16 protein-coding genes and 1 pseudogene are annotated in these 15224 nt (G+C 67.7%); 5 read left to right on the top strand and 12 right to left on the bottom strand.

Annotated elements, in window-relative coordinates:
• Positions 1-38: 38 nt before the first annotated feature.
• Genes slmA through argB form a run of 3 tightly spaced genes read right to left on the bottom strand, consistent with a single transcriptional unit; the run spans position 39 to position 2355 of the window.
• Positions 39-701, bottom strand: coding sequence for a nucleoid occlusion factor SlmA (slmA, locus tag WT24_RS07655; protein WP_060032322.1), 663 nt, complete (start codon positions 699-701; stop codon positions 39-41).
• Positions 668-1459 carry a pyrimidine 5'-nucleotidase gene (locus WT24_RS07650; protein ID WP_059791069.1) on the bottom strand — a complete coding sequence of 264 codons (792 nt, stop codon included), beginning with the start codon at positions 1457-1459 and terminating at the stop codon, positions 668-670. Before WT24_RS07650 ends, slmA begins: the two co-directional genes overlap by 34 nt.
• Entirely contained in the window at positions 1456-2355 is a 900-nt protein-coding gene (argB, locus tag WT24_RS07645) for an acetylglutamate kinase (protein ID WP_027785735.1), read from the bottom strand. The genes WT24_RS07650 and argB overlap by 4 nt, the downstream gene beginning before the upstream one ends.
• A 294-nt stretch (positions 2356-2649) precedes the next feature.
• On the opposite strand from argB, the gene WT24_RS07640 reads away from it, so the two are divergent.
• The 3 genes from WT24_RS07640 to WT24_RS07630 all read left to right on the top strand — a co-directional run bounded on the left by WT24_RS07640 (position 2650) and on the right by WT24_RS07630 (position 4923).
• Positions 2650-2874 (top strand): cysteine-rich CWC family protein, encoded by a 225-nt coding sequence (locus WT24_RS07640; RefSeq protein ID WP_059791067.1) that lies wholly within the window; start codon positions 2650-2652, stop codon positions 2872-2874.
• 74 nt (positions 2875-2948) lie between these two features.
• Positions 2949-4367: an ATP-binding protein gene (locus tag WT24_RS07635; RefSeq protein ID WP_059500584.1), complete on the top strand. Its 1419-nt coding sequence runs from the start codon at positions 2949-2951 to the stop codon at positions 4365-4367.
• A 13-nt stretch (positions 4368-4380) separates the two neighbouring features.
• The gene (locus WT24_RS07630; RefSeq protein ID WP_021156278.1) at positions 4381-4923 is read left to right on the top strand and encodes a response regulator transcription factor; all 543 of its coding nucleotides are present in this window, start codon (positions 4381-4383) and stop codon (positions 4921-4923) included.
• 142 nt (positions 4924-5065) lie between these two features.
• On the opposite strand, the gene hslU is transcribed toward WT24_RS07630, so the two are convergent.
• From hslU to dapF, 8 genes are all read right to left on the bottom strand, one after another.
• Positions 5066-6409: an ATP-dependent protease ATPase subunit HslU gene (hslU, locus tag WT24_RS07625; protein ID WP_059500585.1), complete on the bottom strand. Its 1344-nt coding sequence runs from the start codon at positions 6407-6409 to the stop codon at positions 5066-5068.
• Positions 6410-6419: 10 nt separating this feature from the next.
• Complete coding sequence (gene hslV, locus WT24_RS07620) at positions 6420-6956, bottom strand: ATP-dependent protease subunit HslV (RefSeq protein WP_006760749.1); 537 nt, start codon at positions 6954-6956, stop codon at positions 6420-6422.
• Positions 6957-7193: 237 nt separating this feature from the next.
• Complete coding sequence (dksA, locus tag WT24_RS07615) at positions 7194-7610, bottom strand: RNA polymerase-binding protein DksA (RefSeq protein ID WP_006477498.1); 417 nt, start codon at positions 7608-7610, stop codon at positions 7194-7196.
• Positions 7611-8103: 493 nt separating this feature from the next.
• Complete coding sequence (locus WT24_RS07610) at positions 8104-9201, bottom strand: GTP-binding protein (RefSeq protein ID WP_060032342.1); 1098 nt, start codon at positions 9199-9201, stop codon at positions 8104-8106.
• 191 nt (positions 9202-9392) lie between these two features.
• Complete coding sequence (locus WT24_RS07605) at positions 9393-10607, bottom strand: class I SAM-dependent rRNA methyltransferase (protein ID WP_060032319.1); 1215 nt, start codon at positions 10605-10607, stop codon at positions 9393-9395.
• A gap of 76 nt (positions 10608-10683) precedes the next feature.
• Positions 10684-11604, bottom strand: a complete 921-nt coding sequence (gene xerC / locus WT24_RS07600; protein WP_059500588.1) for a tyrosine recombinase XerC — start codon at positions 11602-11604, stop codon at positions 10684-10686.
• 13 nt (positions 11605-11617) lie between these two features.
• Positions 11618-12343 (bottom strand): DUF484 family protein, encoded by a 726-nt coding sequence (locus WT24_RS07595; RefSeq protein WP_060032316.1) that lies wholly within the window; start codon positions 12341-12343, stop codon positions 11618-11620.
• Positions 12344-12380: 37 nt separating this feature from the next.
• On the bottom strand, positions 12381-13250 hold the full coding sequence (dapF, locus tag WT24_RS07590; protein WP_060032314.1) for a diaminopimelate epimerase: 870 nt from the start codon (positions 13248-13250) through the stop codon (positions 12381-12383).
• Positions 13251-13641: 391 nt separating this feature from the next.
• Between dapF and WT24_RS32345 the strand changes: the two are divergent.
• Together WT24_RS32345 and WT24_RS07585 are read left to right on the top strand one after the other, a co-directional pair.
• Positions 13642-13918 (top strand): annotated as a pseudogene (locus WT24_RS32345) (type II toxin-antitoxin system RelE/ParE family toxin); the annotation flags it as partial.
• Between the two features lie 16 nt (positions 13919-13934).
• Positions 13935-14237, top strand: a complete 303-nt coding sequence (locus WT24_RS07585) for a HigA family addiction module antitoxin (protein ID WP_060032310.1) — start codon at positions 13935-13937, stop codon at positions 14235-14237.
• Between the two features lie 25 nt (positions 14238-14262).
• Here the strand turns inward: WT24_RS07585 and lpxL are convergent, their stop codons facing one another.
• Positions 14263-15147, bottom strand: a complete 885-nt coding sequence (lpxL, locus tag WT24_RS07580; RefSeq protein WP_059791056.1) for a lauroyl acyltransferase LpxL — start codon at positions 15145-15147, stop codon at positions 14263-14265.
• Between the last annotated feature and the right edge of the window lie 77 nt (positions 15148-15224).

The raw sequence follows: 15224 nt of genomic DNA, 5'->3' as shown, positions 1-15224 counted from the left end.
ATCGCGAGCGGCGCCGGTGTGTGCGCGTCAGATGGCGGTCACTGGAGGATCAGCCGCAAATGCGCATCGGCCTGTTCGCTCGGCGGTTTCTGAAATCCGCCCTTCGCGAAGCGATGCCACCGGCCGATCACGTAGCTGACGAGCAGGCTCGCGCGCGCGGCCGGATCGTAATCGGCCGGCAGCACGAACGGCGCCGCGCCGTCGGGCGCGCCCGCTTCCGTGCGCGCGACCCGCAGGCATTGCTTGACCGTCGCCTCGATCCGGTCGAGCAACTGGTTCACGCGTTCGGTCAGGCGCTCGTCCTCGCCGACCAGCGCCTCGCCGGTCAGCACGCGCGTCATCCCGGGGTTCTTTGTGGCGAAATTGAGCATCGTCAGCGCGATCGTGCGCGCCTGCAACACGCCGTTCGGCTCCTTCGCGACGATCTGGTTGACGAGCCCGAACAGTGCCTGCTCGATGAACTCGATCAGCCCTTCGTACATCTTCGCCTTGCTCGCGAAATGCCGGTACAGCGCGGCTTCCGACACGTCGAGCCGGGCCGCGAGCGCGGCCGTCGTGATTTTCTCGGGTTTCGGGGCCTCGAGCATGGTCGCGAGCGTCTGCAGGATCATGACGCGGCGCTCGCCCGGCTTCGGGCGCGGGCGGGACGGTGTGGCGTGGCTTTCCGTTACGGCTTGGTCCTGCGGGTAAGTCGGCTGCATTTTTGTCGCCCCGATCGTGTGCCCAGTCGCAGCGATTTTAACGAACGAATGCGCTGGTCGACATAATGAGGGCGTCCGGTTGCCGGCAGATGGCCGGGCAGGTGCCCCGTGATCCATACCGTGCCGATGCCGAGACGCTTGTAGTGCTTCAGATGGCTGCGGGTATCTTCGACCAGGATCGCGTCGGCCGCGCGCGCATGCGCGGCGCGCAGTATCCGGCGCAGCATCGCATGGTCGGGTTTCGCGCGCCACGCACGTCGGTCGCGCATGTGCTCGATCGCGATCACGCGCTCGAACAGCCGCTCGATGCGCAGCTCGCGCAGCACCGCGCGCGCGTAGTTCTCCGGCGCGTTGGTCAGCACCAGCTTGCGACCCGGCAGCGCGGCGACGATGCGCGCGAGGCCGCGCTCGGCGCGCACCATCGCGGGCAGGTCGGAAAACGTGTGGACCACGCGCAGGAAGTCGTGCGGGTCGATCGGGTGATGGCGGGTCAGGCCGAGCAGCGCGGCGCCGTAGCGCTCGGTGTAGCCGTTGCGCAGGCGGTCGGCTTCGGCGCGCCCGACCTGCAGCGCGTCGACGATGTATTGCGTCATCGCACGGTTGATCTCGGGAAAGATCGCGTGCGACGCATGGTGCAGCGTGTTGTCGAGATCGAACAGCCAGACGGGTGCGCCGGCGCGCGGCCGGCTGCGAGAGATGCGCCGGCGCCGCAGCGGGGCCGGCAGAGCGGGGCCGGCAGGCGGGCGGCGCGCGCTCAATGCGAGCGGATCATCGTGCCGAACGGCTGCTCGGTCAGGATCTCCAGCAGCACCGAATGCTCGATCCGGCCGTCGACGATGTGCACCGACTTCACGCCGCTCTTCGCGGCGTCGAGCGCCGACGAGATCTTCGGCAGCATGCCGCCCGAAATCGTGCCGTCCTCGAACAGGGCGTCGATCTCGCGTGCGGACAGATCGGTCAGCAGGTTGCCGTCCTTGTCCATCACGCCCGGGATGTTGGTCATCATCAGCAGCTTCTCGGCGTTCAGCACGGTCGCGAGCTTGCCGGCGACGAGGTCTGCGTTGATGTTGTACGAGAGGCCGTCCTGACCGAGGCCGATCGGCGAGATCACCGGGATGAACGCATCGTCCTGCAGCGCCTTCACGACGGCCGGGTTGATCGCCTCGACTTCGCCGACCTGGCCGATGTCGATGTACTGGCCCGGGTTGTCGCGGTCCGGCATCAGCAGCTTGCGCGCGTGGATCAGGCCGCCGTCCTTGCCCGTCAGCCCCACCGCGTGGCCGCCGAAGTGGTTGATCAGCATCACGATGTCCTGCTGCACTTCGCCGCCGAGCACCCATTCGACGACTTCCATCGTCTCTTCGTCGGTCACGCGCATGCCCTGGATGAAGGTGCCGGCCTTGCCGATCTTCTTCAGCGCGTGATCGATCTGCGGACCGCCGCCGTGGACGATCACCGGGTTGATGCCGACCAGCTTCAGCAGGATCACGTCGCGCGCGAAGCCCTGCTTGAGCCGCTCTTCCGTCATCGCGTTGCCGCCGTATTTGATGACCACGGTCTTGCCGTGGTAGCGACGGATGTACGGCAGCGCCTCCGCGAGGATTTCTGCTTTCAGCGTGGGGGCGATCTGCGAGAGGTCGATGGGCTCGGACATGGCGGCGGCTCTGGCTGGGAACGGTTGAAACAGGGCGAATTGTACAGGAGTGGCGCAGCGCAGCATCGGGTTTTTGGGCCGGCCGGAACGCCGGCGGCGCGGCGCGGCATCGCACGCGGCGGCCCGCCGGCTATGGCGCGGCACGATTCGGGGCGCCGTCGCGCGGGTGGCACCGGCGGGCGGGCGCGCGTGCGTTGGCGGCCGACCGCGGCCGGGCGGCCGGCGTGCAAAATTCAGCCGCCGCGCTATGCTTGTCGCGTGGGGCGATGTCCCGCCCGCTTTCGCGATTGCGCCATGACCGATTCCGCCGCCGACGCCCGTTCCGTCCCGCGCCGTGCGCGCTGCCCGCACTGCGGGCGCGGCTTCGACTGCGGCGCGCACACGCAGCCGTTCGACTGCTGGTGCGCGTCGATGCCGCTGCTGCCCGACGGCACGCCGCCCGCGGCCGGTGCGCGGTGCCGATGCCCCGAGTGCCTGGCCGACGAAATCGCGCAGCGCATGGCCGGCGCGGCCGGTTGACGCGGCTCGCCCGTTCGCACGCGCGGATCCGGCCCCGCTGGAGGCGCCGGGCGCTAAACGGGTAAACTGCCCGGATGCAACGAATCACCACCACCGGGCGCGTCAACCTCAGTCACCTGTTCTGGCTGCGCAATCTCGCGATCATCGGCCAGCTCGTGACGATCGGCGTCGTGCAGACCTATTTCGGCGTGCATTTGCCGTTGCCGGCGATGCTGATGGTCATCGCGCTCGAAATCGTTTTCAACGCGCTGACCTGGGTGCGCGTGCTGCGCGCGCGGCCCGAGACCAATTTCGAGCTGCTCGGCCAGCTGTGGGTCGACCTCGGCGCGCTGTCCGCGCTGCTGTTCCTGTCGGGCGGCACGACCAACCCGTTCGTGTCGCTGTACCTGCCGTCGCTCGCGATCGCGGCAGCCGTGCTGCCGTGGCACCTGATGATCTGGCTCGCGGCGTTCGCGGTCGCGTGCTACGCGGCGCTCGGCTTCGATTCGGTGCCGCTCAACATGGACAACCCGGCGAACCTGTTCGATTACTACCGGACCGGCATGTGGGCGAACTTCATGGTCAGCGTCGGGCTGATCGCGTGGTTCGTCGCGCGCATGTCGAATGCGCTGCGCCAGCGCGACGCGGCGCTCGGCGAGGCGCAGCAGCACCTGCTGCGCGACGAGCGGGCCGTCGCGCTCGGCGTGCAGGCCGCCACCGTCGCGCACGAAATGGGCACGCCGCTGTCGACGATCGCGATGCTCGCCGAGGAATTGCGCGACGCGGCGCGCGCCGATCCGGGGCTGGCGCGCTACGAGGCCGACCTGAAGGTGCTCGAGGAACAGATGACGCTCTGCACGTCGGCGCTCGCGCGCTTGCGCAGCCGCGCGAGTGCGCCGGCGAGCCGCCAGCCGGTGGACGACTGGCTCGACACGTTCGTCGAGCACTGGCGCCTGCGGCATCCGCACGTGCAGTTCGAACTGCTCGGCGCGCGCCCGTCGGGCGTCGCGCTCGACGATACGGTCGCGGCTGGCCAGATCCTGACGATCCTGCTCGACAACGCCGCGCGCGCGAGCCCGCAGCGCGTGACACTCGCCGCAAAGGTCGCGCACGACCGTGCGACCGACGAAATCGAATTCGAGGTATGCGACGACGGGCCCGGCATTCCGGCCGCGCTGCGCGAATCGCTCGGCGCGATGCCGGTCGACAGCACGCAGGGCGGGCACGGCGTCGGCCTGTATCTCGCGTTCAGTGCGGCCGCGCGGCTGGGCGGCGAGATCGAACTGTCCGATGTCGCGCCGCGTGCGGCCGGCGGCAACGGGCGGGCCGCAGGTGCGGCGAACGGCCACGCGGCGGCCGCATCGGGACAACGCACGGGTGCCCGTGCGGCCGAACGGCCAGCCGGCACGCCGGACGGCCGACCGGCCGGCGCCGCGGCCGGGCGCGGCACGCGGGCCGTGCTGCGCCTGCCGGTCGCGCGTGTCGCGATGCCGGCTGCTTCAACCAACACGTAGACGGAGAAACCCCATGAGCGAGAACAATTTCCTGGTGATCGACGACAACGAGGTGTTCGCGGGCACGCTCGCGCGCGGCCTCGAGCGCCGCGGTTACGCGGTCCAGCAGGCGCACGACAAGGAGGCGGCGCTTCGGCTCGCCGCGGGCGGCAAGTTCCAGTTCATCACCGTCGACCTGCATCTCGGCGAGGATTCGGGGCTGAGCCTGATCGCGCCGTTGTGCGATCTGCAGCCCGATGCGCGGATCCTGGTGCTGACCGGCTACGCGAGCATCGCGACCGCCGTGCAGGCCGTGAAGGAGGGTGCCGACAACTACCTCGCGAAGCCGGCGAACGTCGAGTCGATCCTGGCCGCGCTGCAGACCAACGCGACCGAAGTGCAGGCCGACGAGGCGCTCGAGAATCCGGTCGTGCTGTCGGTCGACCGGCTCGAATGGGAGCACATCCAGCGCGTGCTGGCCGAGAACAACAACAACATTTCGGCGACCGCGCGGGCGCTGAACATGCACCGCCGCACGCTGCAGCGCAAGCTCGCGAAGAAGCCGGTTCGGCAGTAAGCGGCGCGGCGGGCGCGCTGCCCGATGCGGGCAGGCCGTGCGCGGCTGCCGCCGCACGGTTGCCCGTCGCCCCATCGAACCGGCGCGCCAACGAAAACGGGCGGCCCGCGGGCCGCCCGTTTCGCTTTCACCGCCGCGCGCGTTACAGCACGTAGCGCGACAGGTCTTCGTCCTGCGACACTTCGCCGAGCGCGCGGTCGACGTACTGCGCGTCGATCGTCACGCGCTCGCCGGCGTGGTTGCCGGCCGAGAACGACACTTCCTCGAGCAGCTTCTCGATCACCGTGTACAGCCGGCGCGCGCCGATGTTCTCGGTTTTCTCGTTGACCGCGAACGCGATCTCGGCGAGGCGCCGGATACCGTCGTCGGCGAATTCGAGCTGCACGTCCTCGGTGGCGAGCAGCGCCTGGTACTGCTTGACGAGGCTCGCGTCGGTCGCATCGAGGATCGCCTCGAAGTCTTCGACCGACAGCGAATCGAGCTCGACGCGGATCGGGAAGCGCCCCTGCAGTTCGGGAATCAGGTCGCTCGGCTTCGCGAGGTGGAATGCGCCGCTCGCGATGAACAGGATGTGATCGGTCTTCACCATCCCGTACTTCGTGTTGACCGTCGTGCCCTCGACGAGCGGCAGCAGATCGCGCTGCACGCCCTGGCGCGACACTTCGCCGCCGCTGCCTTCGTTGTTGCGCGACGTGATCTTGTCGATCTCGTCGAGGAACACGATGCCGTTCTGCTCGACGTTCTGCACGGCCTTCGTCTTCACTTCCTCTTCGTTCAGCATCTTCGCCGCTTCCTCGTCGGTCAGCAGCTTCAGCGCTTCCTTGATCTTCACCTTGCGGCGCTGCTTCTTGCCGCTGCCGAGGTTCGAGAACATCGAGCGGATCTGCTCGGTCATCTCTTCCATCCCCGGCGGCGCCATGATGTCCATGCCGACGGTCGGTTGTTCGAGGTCGAGCTCGACTTCCTTGTCGTCGAGCTGGCCTTCGCGCAGGCGCTTGCGGAAGGTCTGGCGCGTCGCGTTGTTGTCGTCGTTCGCGTGCTCGGCATTGCCGCCGAAGCCCACCGCGCGCGGTTGCGGCAGCAGGATGTCGAGGATGCGGTCTTCGGCCTGGTCGGTCGCCTTGCTGCGCACCTTGCGCATTTCGGATTCGCGCGTCTGCTTGACCGAGATCTCGATCAGGTCGCGCACGATGCTGTCGACGTCGCGGCCGACGTAGCCGACTTCGGTGAACTTGGTCGCTTCGATCTTGATGAACGGCGCATCGGCGAGCTTCGCGAGGCGGCGCGCGATTTCGGTCTTGCCGACGCCCGTCGGCCCGATCATCAGGATGTTCTTCGGGGTGATTTCCTGGCGCAGCGGGTCGGCGACCTGCTGGCGGCGCCAGCGGTTGCGCAGCGCGACGGCGACGGCCTTCTTCGCCTTCGCCTGGCCGATGATGTGCTTGTCGAGTTCCGAGACGATCTCGGCAGGGGTCATGGTGCTCATGGTGCGGTCCTTACTCGATCGTTTCGATGATGCGGTTGTGGTTCGTGTAGATGCACATGTCGCCGGCGATCTCGAGCGATTTCTCGACGATCTCGCGCGGCGACAGCTCGGTGTTCTCGGCGAGCGCGCGGGCCGCCGCCTGCGCGTACGCGCCGCCCGAGCCGATCGCGCAAATCCCGCCTTCCGGGTCGAGCACGTCGCCGTTGCCGGTGATCACGAGCGTGGTGGTCGCATCGGCCGTGATCAGCATCGCCTCGAGGCGGCGCAGCATCCGGTCGGTGCGCCAGTCCTTCGCGAGCTCGACGGCCGCGCGGGTGAGATTGCCCTGGTGCTTCTCGAGCTTCGCCTCGAAGCGGTCGAGCAGCGAGAACGCATCGGCGGTGCCGCCCGCGAATCCGACCAGAACCTGGTTGTTGTAGATCCGCCGCACTTTCCGCGCGCCACCCTTCATGACGATGTTGCCGAGGGTTACCTGGCCGTCGCCGCCGAGCGCGACCTTGTCGCCGCGCCGGACCGAAACGATGGTCGTGCCGTGAAATTGCTCCATCTGCGTTCCTTGAGAAAAACGGGGAAGAGTCGGGCGGCGCGAGGGGCCGCCGCGTGAATCCGCGGTGCGCCGGGAAGCGGCCCGGCGCACATTCGTTTCATTTTAGGGCGGGCGCCGGGATATCAAGAGGGGGAGGCAAATCGGCCGGCGGCCGGGAGCCGGCGCCGGAAAAACAAAAAGCGCGCGGCAGGCCGCGCGCTTCCGGGAAGCAGCGTGTCTGAGCGGAATGCCGCTCGATCAGTCGCCGAACAGCTTCTGGCGCAACTCGCGGCGCTCCTGCGCCTCGAGCGACAGCGTGGCGGTCGGACGCGCGAGCAGGCGCGGAATGCCGATCGGCTCGCCGGTTTCCTCACACCAGCCGTAATCGCCGGAATCGATGCGGGCGAGCGACTGCTGAACCTTCTTGAGGAGCTTGCGTTCGCGATCGCGCGTACGCAGCTCGAGCGCGTGCTCCTCCTCGATCGTCGCGCGGTCGGCGGGATCGGGGACGATCACCGTCTCGCGCAGGTTCTCGGTCGTCTGGCCTGCATTCTTGAGGATGTCCGCCTGCAACTGTTCGAGCCGATTTTTGAAGAAGGCGAGCTGATCCTCATTCATGTAATCCTTGTCGCTCATCTTCAGGATTTCGGCTTCGGTCAAGAGTTTCTTCGTCATCTGCTTGCTTCTTCAATGTGCGGCAAATCAAGAGATAGTGCCTGCACTTTGGGATTACCCGCAACCGCGCTTGCAATCATTTGCGATTTGCCGCCGCGGGGCCGAAAGCCTCTGGAAACCGGTTCTCAAATACCAGGATAGGCCTGGCGCTGATTTGCGCGCGCTGCGAACCGGTGTGCTGCGCGGCAGATCGCATCGGCCGCGGCCGGGAGGCGGATGGGCGATCCGGCGCGGTTGCGATGCCCGGATAACTGGTTCAGCAAGAACCGGGCCTGTTTGTTGCCGTACTCCAGCGGGCACGTATTGTAACTGAATCGCAAGCGGGCGCCGTATCGGGTCGATCCCCGTCGGCCACGCCAATATCTAGAAAATATAACGCGCAAATCGCGAAAAAGCGATGACGACGAAACCCTGCCCGGAAAAGGCGCCGCGCGACTGCCGCGGCCGCCTGCGAAGGCGGCCGGGCAGCGGGGGCGGCAGGCGCCCGCGCGGGTCAGGCGAGGCAGGCGTCGAGGCCGTCGGTAATCAGGTCCTGCGGCAGGTCGACGCCGATGAACACCATCTTGTTGGTCTTCTTCTCGGCCGGCAGCCACTTGGCCGCGAGATCGCTGCCCATCATCTGGTGCACGCCCTGGAACACGACCTTGCGGTCGACGCCCTTCATGTACAGCACGCCCTTGTAGCGCAGCATCCGCTCGCCGTAGATCTGCAGGATGCCGCCGAGGAAGTCTTCCAGCTTGTTCGGGTCGAACGGGCGGTCGTTGCGGTACACGAACGACTTGATCTTGTCGTCATGGTGCGCGTGGTGGTGATCGTGGTGGCCATGGCCATGGCCATGGCCATGGCCGTGATCGTGCGCGCATTGGCCGTGATCGTGGTCGCAACCGGCGTGATCGTGATCATGGTCGTGATCGTGGTGGGCGTGCGCGTGATCGTCCTCGGCGAGGAAATCGGGATCGATCTCGAGCTTCGCGTTCAGGTTGAAGCCGCGCAGGTCGAAGATTTCCTTGATGTCCGCTTCGCCGAAATTGACGATCTTGATCGCGGCCTTCGGGTTCATGTGCATCAGGCGGTGCTTGAGGCCGGCGACGGTCTGGTCGTCGACCAGGTCCGACTTCGTGATGAACAGGCGGTCGGCGAAACCGACCTGGCGCTGCACCACTTCGTGTTCGTCGAGCTGCGCGTTCGCGTGCTTCGCGTCGACCAGCGTGATGACGGCATCGAGCAGGAAATCGTCGGCGATTTCGCTGTCGATGAAGAACGTCTGCGCGACGGGGCCCGGGTTCGCGAGGCCGGTCGTCTCGATCACGATGCGGTCGAAGTCGAGCTTGCCTTCGCGCTTTTTCGCGGCCAGATCGCCGAGCGCGCGGGCAAGGTCGCCGCGGATCGTGCAGCAGATGCAGCCGTTGCTCATCTGGATGATCTGCTCGTTCGAATCCTGCACGAGGATTTCGTTGTCGATGTTCTCTTCGCCGAACTCGTTCTCGATCACGGCGATCTTCATGCCGTGCTGTTCGTTCAGGATGCGCTTGAGCAGCGTCGTCTTGCCGCTGCCGAGGAAGCCGGTAAGGATGGTGACGGGAGTGGCCATGTCGGTCGCCTGTGGTTCGTGAATCGGGGTCAAAACCAGGATGTGCGTCGCGCCCTCGCGCTGCGAGCCGGGGCGCACAACCATCCATTGAAACATACCTGTCAAGCCCCCGCCCGTCGTCCGGACGACAGGCGAAAGCACTGTGCCGCCAACGGCGGGTGGGCGCGGTTGTCCGCGCTAGATCGGGGCGATCAGACGATTTGCAACAGCAGGCCCTTCAGATATTCGCCCTCCGGGAACGCGGCGAGCAACGGATGGTCGACGCCCGCGCCGAGCCGCTTCAGGATGCGCGCGTCGACCTTCGCGTCGGCGGCCGCGCCCGCGACGATCTTCTGGAACAGGTCCATGTCGATCGCGCCCGAGCACGAGTACGTGAACAGCAGGCCGCCCGGGCGCAGCAGCCTGAAGCCGCTCAGGTTGATGTCCTTGTACGCGCGCGCCGCGCGATCGACGCTGTCGCGGGTCGGCGCGAACTTCGGCGGATCGAGCACGACCAGGTCGAAACGCTCGCCTTCGTCGACGAGGCGGCGCAGCGTCTTGAACGCATCGGCGTCGAGCCAGGTCGCGCGTTCGGCGTCGAAGCCGTTGGCCACGACGTTCTGCTGCGCGAGCGCGAGCGCGTCGCCCGACGAGTCGATCGACACGACGCGTTTCGCGCCGCCCTTGAGCGCCGCGAGTGAGAAGCCGCCGGTGTAGCAGAAGCAGTTCAGCACGTCGCGGCCGGCCGCGTACTGCGCGACGAGCGCGCGGTTGTCGCGCTGGTCGACGTAGAAGCCCGTCTTGTGGCCGTTCGGCACGTCGACGTGATAGCGCACGCCGTTTTCGTTCGCGATCAGCGTCGCGGGCGGCGCGTCGCCGGCCAGCACGCCAGTCGTCTGCTCGAGCCCTTCCTTGTCGCGGATCGACACGTCCGAGCGCTCGTACACGTTCGGGCAGCCGGTCGCGCCGACGAGCGCCGCGACGATCGCGTCCTTCCACGCTTCGACGCCGGCCGCCATGAACTGACACACGAGCTGGCCGCGCGGCGCGGCGCCCGGCTCGGCCGTGTCCGCGATGTAGTAGTCGACGATCAGCCCCGGCAGCCCGTCGGCCTCGCCGAACACGAGCCGCACCGCGCCCGTGCCCGACACCATCGTCGTGCGGTGCGCAACCGCGCGCTGCACGCGGCGCTTGAAGAACGCGTGATCGATCGGCTCGCTCTCGTCGAAGCTCCACACCCGCACGCGGATCTGCGACTGCGGGCTGTACGCACCGCGCGCGAGAAAGCGGCCGTCGTGCGCGCGCACGAGCACGGTCGCGCCGGGCGCGGGCTTGCCGTCGACGCGGTCAATCGCATTGGCGTAGATCCACGGATGGCGGCGCAGCAGCGATTTTTCCTTGGACGGCTTGAGGGTGACGGTTTGCATGATGAGATCGAAATGGGCCGGGCGCGACGCCGGCCGATGCCGGCCGCCGCGCGCGGCGGGTAACACGGGACGCGCGTCAGTCGCGCTTCTTCGCGCGCGGATGCGCGCTGTCGTAAATCTTCGCGAGATGCTGGAAGTCGAGCGACGTATAGACCTGCGTCGCGGCGACGCTCGCGTGGCCCAGCAGTTCCTGCACCGCACGCAGGTCGCCGCTCGACTGCAGCACGTGCGTCGCGAACGAGTGGCGCAGCACGTGCGGGTGGACGTTGGCGGGGATGCCGGCGGCGAGCGCCGCGCGCTTCACGCGTTCGCGCACGACGCCCGGCGACATCCGGTTGCCACGCACCGACAGGAACAGTGGATGCGGATCGTGCTTCACGAATTCGCCGCGCACCGCGAGCCACGCGTTCAGCGCGTCGATCGCCTTGCGGCCGACCGGCACCTTGCGCTCCTTGTTGCCCTTGCCGCGCACGGTGACTTCGGCTTCGGCGAGATCGAGCCAGCCGGCCGAGCGGTAGCCGTCGGCCTGCGCGTACCCGACGTCGAGCCCGACCAGTTCGGCGAGGCGCAGCCCCGACGAATAGAACAGCTCGAGGATCGCGTGGTCGCGGATGCCTTCGGTCGTTTCGGGCAGCGGCGTATCCATGAGTGCGACCGCATCGTCGACCGACAGCGCTTTGGGCAGCGATTTCTCGCGTTTGGGCGCGCGTACCCCGGCCACGGGATTCGCGGGCATCTCGATGCGCTGCGCGAACCAGCGATAGAACGCACGCCATGCGGAAAGCCGGTGCGAGATCGAGCGCGCGGACAGCCCGGCCGCGTGCGCGCGCACGACCGCGCCGCGCATGTCGGCGGCAGTCAATGCTTCGAGCGGCCGGCCGGCCGCGAGCTTCTTCAGTTCGTCGAGTTCGTGCGCGTACCCGCGCAGCGTGTGTTCCGACAACTGCCTGACGTGCTGCAGGTTCGACAGGTAGGCGGCGATCGGATCGTCGGTCATCGCGTGCGGCGAATCAGTGCGGCAGCAGGCGCGTGAGCGCGGCGCTCGCGAGCGTCGCGATCTGCGCGAGGAAGTCGGTGGCCATCCCGTCGTGGAAGCGGCGCGGATCGGGCGAACCGAGCACCAGCAGGCCGAACGCGGGCGCGTCGTTGCCGGCGAGCGGCGGGCGCAGCGCGAGCAGCGCGACCGACGCGGCCGAGCCGTCGCCGGCCGGCGCGGCCTCGGCGCCTTCCGCCGCGCTCGCGGCCGGGGCGGCGAGCGCGGGCGCGAGCCACTGGGCGGCCTCGAAGCCCGTGTTCGCGCCGCAGTACGGCGTCGACAGGCCGTTCGTGAACAGGCGCACTTCCTCGCCGACCTGGCGTGCGAAGTCGGCTTGCGCGTAGGTGTCGGCCACATCCCACACGCGCAGCGCCGTTTGCGGCACGTCGAACACGTCGGCGATGCCGTCGGCGATCGTGCGCGGCAGCGCGTACGGATCGCGCTCCGCGATCACGCGCGCGGTCCAGCGGCTGAACTTCGCGGACAGGCTGTCGTTCTCGTGCCCGTAGCGCACGAGCTCGGCGAGCCGGCGTTCGAGGTGCTTGTTCTTGTCGCGCAGCATCTCCATCTGCCGCTCCTGCAGCGAGATCGCGGCCTTGCCGTGCGGGTTCGCGAGACGGATCGTCGCGAGCAGCTCGGCGTGCTGCGCGAAGAATTCGGGATTGGCGAGCAGGTAGTCGGCGACTTCGCGATCGTTCATGTGGCTGGAGCGTTCAGTTATCAAGGACGTTGCAGGGTCAGGCGATCAGGTCGATCTCGCCTTCGAACACGGTCGCGGCAGGGCCGGCCATCGTCAGCGCGGCGGCTTCGTCGCGCGCGCCGTCCCAACCGATCGTCAGCGTGCCGCCGTGCGTGTGCACGGTCACGGGCGAATCGAGCAGGCCGCGCCGGATGCCGGCCGCGACCGCCGCGCACGCGCCGGTGCCGCACGCGAGCGTCTCGCCCGCGCCGCGTTCATACACGCGCAGCTTCACTTCGCGGCGCGACACGATCTGCATGAAACCGGCGTTCACGCGCTGCGGGAAGCGCGCATGGCGCTCGATCAGCGGGCCTTCTTCCAGCACGGGATACGCTTCGGCGTCGTCGACGACCTGCACCGCGTGCGGGTTGCCCATCGACACCGTCGAGATCCAGCGCGTCGCGCCGCCGACGTCGAGCGGCCACAGCGTGTCGTTGCCGTCGGTCCGGCCGTCGAGGCCCGATGCATCGAACGGCACCTGCGCCGGCGCGAACACGGGCGCACCCATGTCGACGACGACTTCGCCGTTGTCCTGCATCGTCAGCGTGATCAGGCCCTTCATGACCTGCACGCGCACGCTGCGCTTGTCGGTCAGGCCGCGGTCGCTGACGAACTTCACGAAACAGCGCGCGCCGTTGCCGCAGTGCTCGACCTCGCCGCCGTCGCAATTGAAGATCCGGTACTTGAAATCCGCGCCGTCGACGGTCGGTTTCTCGACCAGCAGCAACTGATCGGCGCCGATGCCGAAGTGGCGGTTGGCGAGCGCGCGCACCTGCGCATCGGTGAGCGGCGGCAGCGCGCGCGAATAGCCGTCGAGCACGACGAAGTCGTTACCCGCGCCGTGCATCTTGGTGAACGAGAGTTTCACTGGGTCCGGAATTCCATGGCGAACAAGGCGGTCGGCACGGCCGGCCGGTGGCCGCGCCGGGGCGGCCTCGTTCGTCGTGCTGATCTCAACCGCAAATGATACATGCAGCCGACAGGGGCGTCCTGCGTGGGCGACCGGTTTGTACCGCGGACGAAGGCGGGCAGGGCGCGGTATCTGCCGATCGGTCGACTGGTCGCATGCGAGGCGGGTGGGCAAATTGATGCGGTGTGGCGAACCTGTCGCGGCGGGCGCAAGGCTCGGCGAAAACAGCGGACGGGCGGGACGCGCACTTTCGTACAGGTCGAATTGAGAGCGCAATCGAGCGATTCGTATAGTGTGGCTATACGCATGGGCCATGCTGTCGGCATCGCGACTCGAATGTGGGAGATCCATGATCAAGTCGTGGCAGCACAAGGGGCTGGAAGCGTTTTTTTACGAGCGGGAACAAGGCGGGCATCCGGCCCGGCCATGCCCCGAGGTTACGGCGCCAGCTCGCACGTCTCGACGCTGCGAGCCGGCCGCTCGACATGAACGTGCCGGGCTGGCGCTTTCACGGCCTGGCCCGAGGGCTGGACGGCCATTACGCGGCGAGCGTGAGCAGCAACTGGCGTTTGACGTTCAGCTTCGACGGAGCCGATGCCGTCCTGGTCGATTACCAGGACTACCATCGAGGTGATTCAAGCCATGACTCGCATCTTCAATCCACCGCATCCGGGCGAAGTGCTGCGCGAGGACGTGCTACCGGCGCTGGGCCTGACTGTCACGGAGGCTGCCGCGCAACTTGGCGTCACGCGCGCGGCGCTGTCGCGCATCCTGCACGGCCATGCAGGAATCTCGCCGGAAATGGCGCTGCGCCTCGAGGCATGGCTCGGCGAGGAGAATGGCGGCCGTGCGGATCTGTGGCTCGCGCGGCAATCCGCCTACGATCTGTGGCAGGCACGCGCGAAAGGCGTCCCGAAGGTAACCAGAGTGCGGACGCGCGCATGACCGTGCGCCCGCAGGCCGATGCTGCTCAGTAGAGGCTCGGCTCGCCGGGCGGCCGCGTCTTGAAGCGCTTGTGCACCCAGTAATACTGCTCGGGCATCAGCGGAATCTGTTCCTCGAGGAATTCGTTCATTCGCCGCGCGTCGAGATCGTCGTCGCCGGTCGGGTAGTGATCCCACGGCTTGAATACCTTCAGACGGTAGCCCTTGTAGTTCGGCAGCACCTCGCCGATGAACGGCACGACCTGCGCGCGGCCCGTCTTCGCGAGCCGGCCGACGGCCGTCAGTGTGCAGGCCGGCACGCCGAAGAACGGCACGAACGTCGAATTGCGCAGCCCGTAGTCCATGTCGGCGCCGAGCATCACTGGCTTGCGGTCGCGCAGCCAGCGCAGCACGACGCGCGCGCTGTCCGCGCGGCCGACCATCTCGGCGTCGAAGCGCCCGCGCGCCTTCTTCGCCTCTTCCTCGAGCACCGCGTTCGAGAACGGCTGGTACAGCGATCCGCAGCGGCGCTGCAGCGACCGGTTGAGCCAGATCGAACCGGCTTCGATGCCGACGAAGTGCAGGCCGAGGAACAGCGTCGGCGGCAGGTCGGGATCGGTGAGATCGACCGCGCTGTCGACCTGGATCAGTTTCGCGAGCTTTTTCTCCGAGCCGAACCACTGCACGCTGCGCTCGACGTAGCTGCGGATCGCATGGCGGAAATGCCGGCCCGCCACGTCCTCGCGCCGCTCGTCGCTCCAGTCGGGGAAGCAGAGTTTCAGATTCGTATGTACGATGCGCTTTCGCCGGCTGGGGATCTGATACAGCAGCCAGCCGAGGCCGTCGCCGAACCGTGCGGTGAGACCGTACGGCAGCAGGGCGAGCAGCTTCAGCAAGCCGATGGCGAGGTGCGTGCCGAGGCGGCCTAGCATGCGGAAGCTCCGTAGGGCCGGCTGGCCGGCACGTTGCGAACAGGGTGGTAAGACAGCGGAAGATGCAGCACGGGCGG

Origin of the sequence: Burkholderia sp. MSMB1078WGS (assembly GCF_001528895.1) — a bacterium.
GTDB lineage: Bacteria > Pseudomonadota > Gammaproteobacteria > Burkholderiales > Burkholderiaceae > Burkholderia.
This window is presented reverse-complemented; position numbering and strand designations above follow the sequence as displayed.

What these genes read in the sequence shown, in the direction of transcription:
- slmA (WP_060032322.1), bottom strand. Translation starts at nt 701, where the DNA reads ATGCAGCCGACTTACCCGCAGGACCAAGCCGTAACGGAAAGCCACGCC.
- argB (WP_027785735.1), bottom strand. Translation starts at nt 2,355, where the DNA reads ATGTCCGAGCCCATCGACCTCTCGCAGATCGCCCCCACGCTGAAAGCA.
- WT24_RS07640 (WP_059791067.1), top strand. Translation starts at nt 2,650, where the DNA reads ATGACCGATTCCGCCGCCGACGCCCGTTCCGTCCCGCGCCGTGCGCGC.
- WT24_RS07635 (WP_059500584.1), top strand. Translation starts at nt 2,949, where the DNA reads ATGCAACGAATCACCACCACCGGGCGCGTCAACCTCAGTCACCTGTTC.
- WT24_RS07630 (WP_021156278.1), top strand. Translation starts at nt 4,381, where the DNA reads ATGAGCGAGAACAATTTCCTGGTGATCGACGACAACGAGGTGTTCGCG.
- hslU (WP_059500585.1), bottom strand. Translation starts at nt 6,409, where the DNA reads ATGAGCACCATGACCCCTGCCGAGATCGTCTCGGAACTCGACAAGCAC.
- hslV (WP_006760749.1), bottom strand. Translation starts at nt 6,956, where the DNA reads ATGGAGCAATTTCACGGCACGACCATCGTTTCGGTCCGGCGCGGCGAC.
- dksA (WP_006477498.1), bottom strand. Translation starts at nt 7,610, where the DNA reads ATGACGAAGAAACTCTTGACCGAAGCCGAAATCCTGAAGATGAGCGAC.
- WT24_RS07610 (WP_060032342.1), bottom strand. Translation starts at nt 9,201, where the DNA reads ATGGCCACTCCCGTCACCATCCTTACCGGCTTCCTCGGCAGCGGCAAG.
- WT24_RS07605 (WP_060032319.1), bottom strand. Translation starts at nt 10,607, where the DNA reads ATGCAAACCGTCACCCTCAAGCCGTCCAAGGAAAAATCGCTGCTGCGC.
- xerC (WP_059500588.1), bottom strand. Translation starts at nt 11,604, where the DNA reads ATGACCGACGATCCGATCGCCGCCTACCTGTCGAACCTGCAGCACGTC.
- WT24_RS07595 (WP_060032316.1), bottom strand. Translation starts at nt 12,343, where the DNA reads ATGAACGATCGCGAAGTCGCCGACTACCTGCTCGCCAATCCCGAATTC.
- WT24_RS07585 (WP_060032310.1), top strand. Translation starts at nt 13,935, where the DNA reads ATGACTCGCATCTTCAATCCACCGCATCCGGGCGAAGTGCTGCGCGAG.
- lpxL (WP_059791056.1), bottom strand. Translation starts at nt 15,147, where the DNA reads ATGCTAGGCCGCCTCGGCACGCACCTCGCCATCGGCTTGCTGAAGCTG.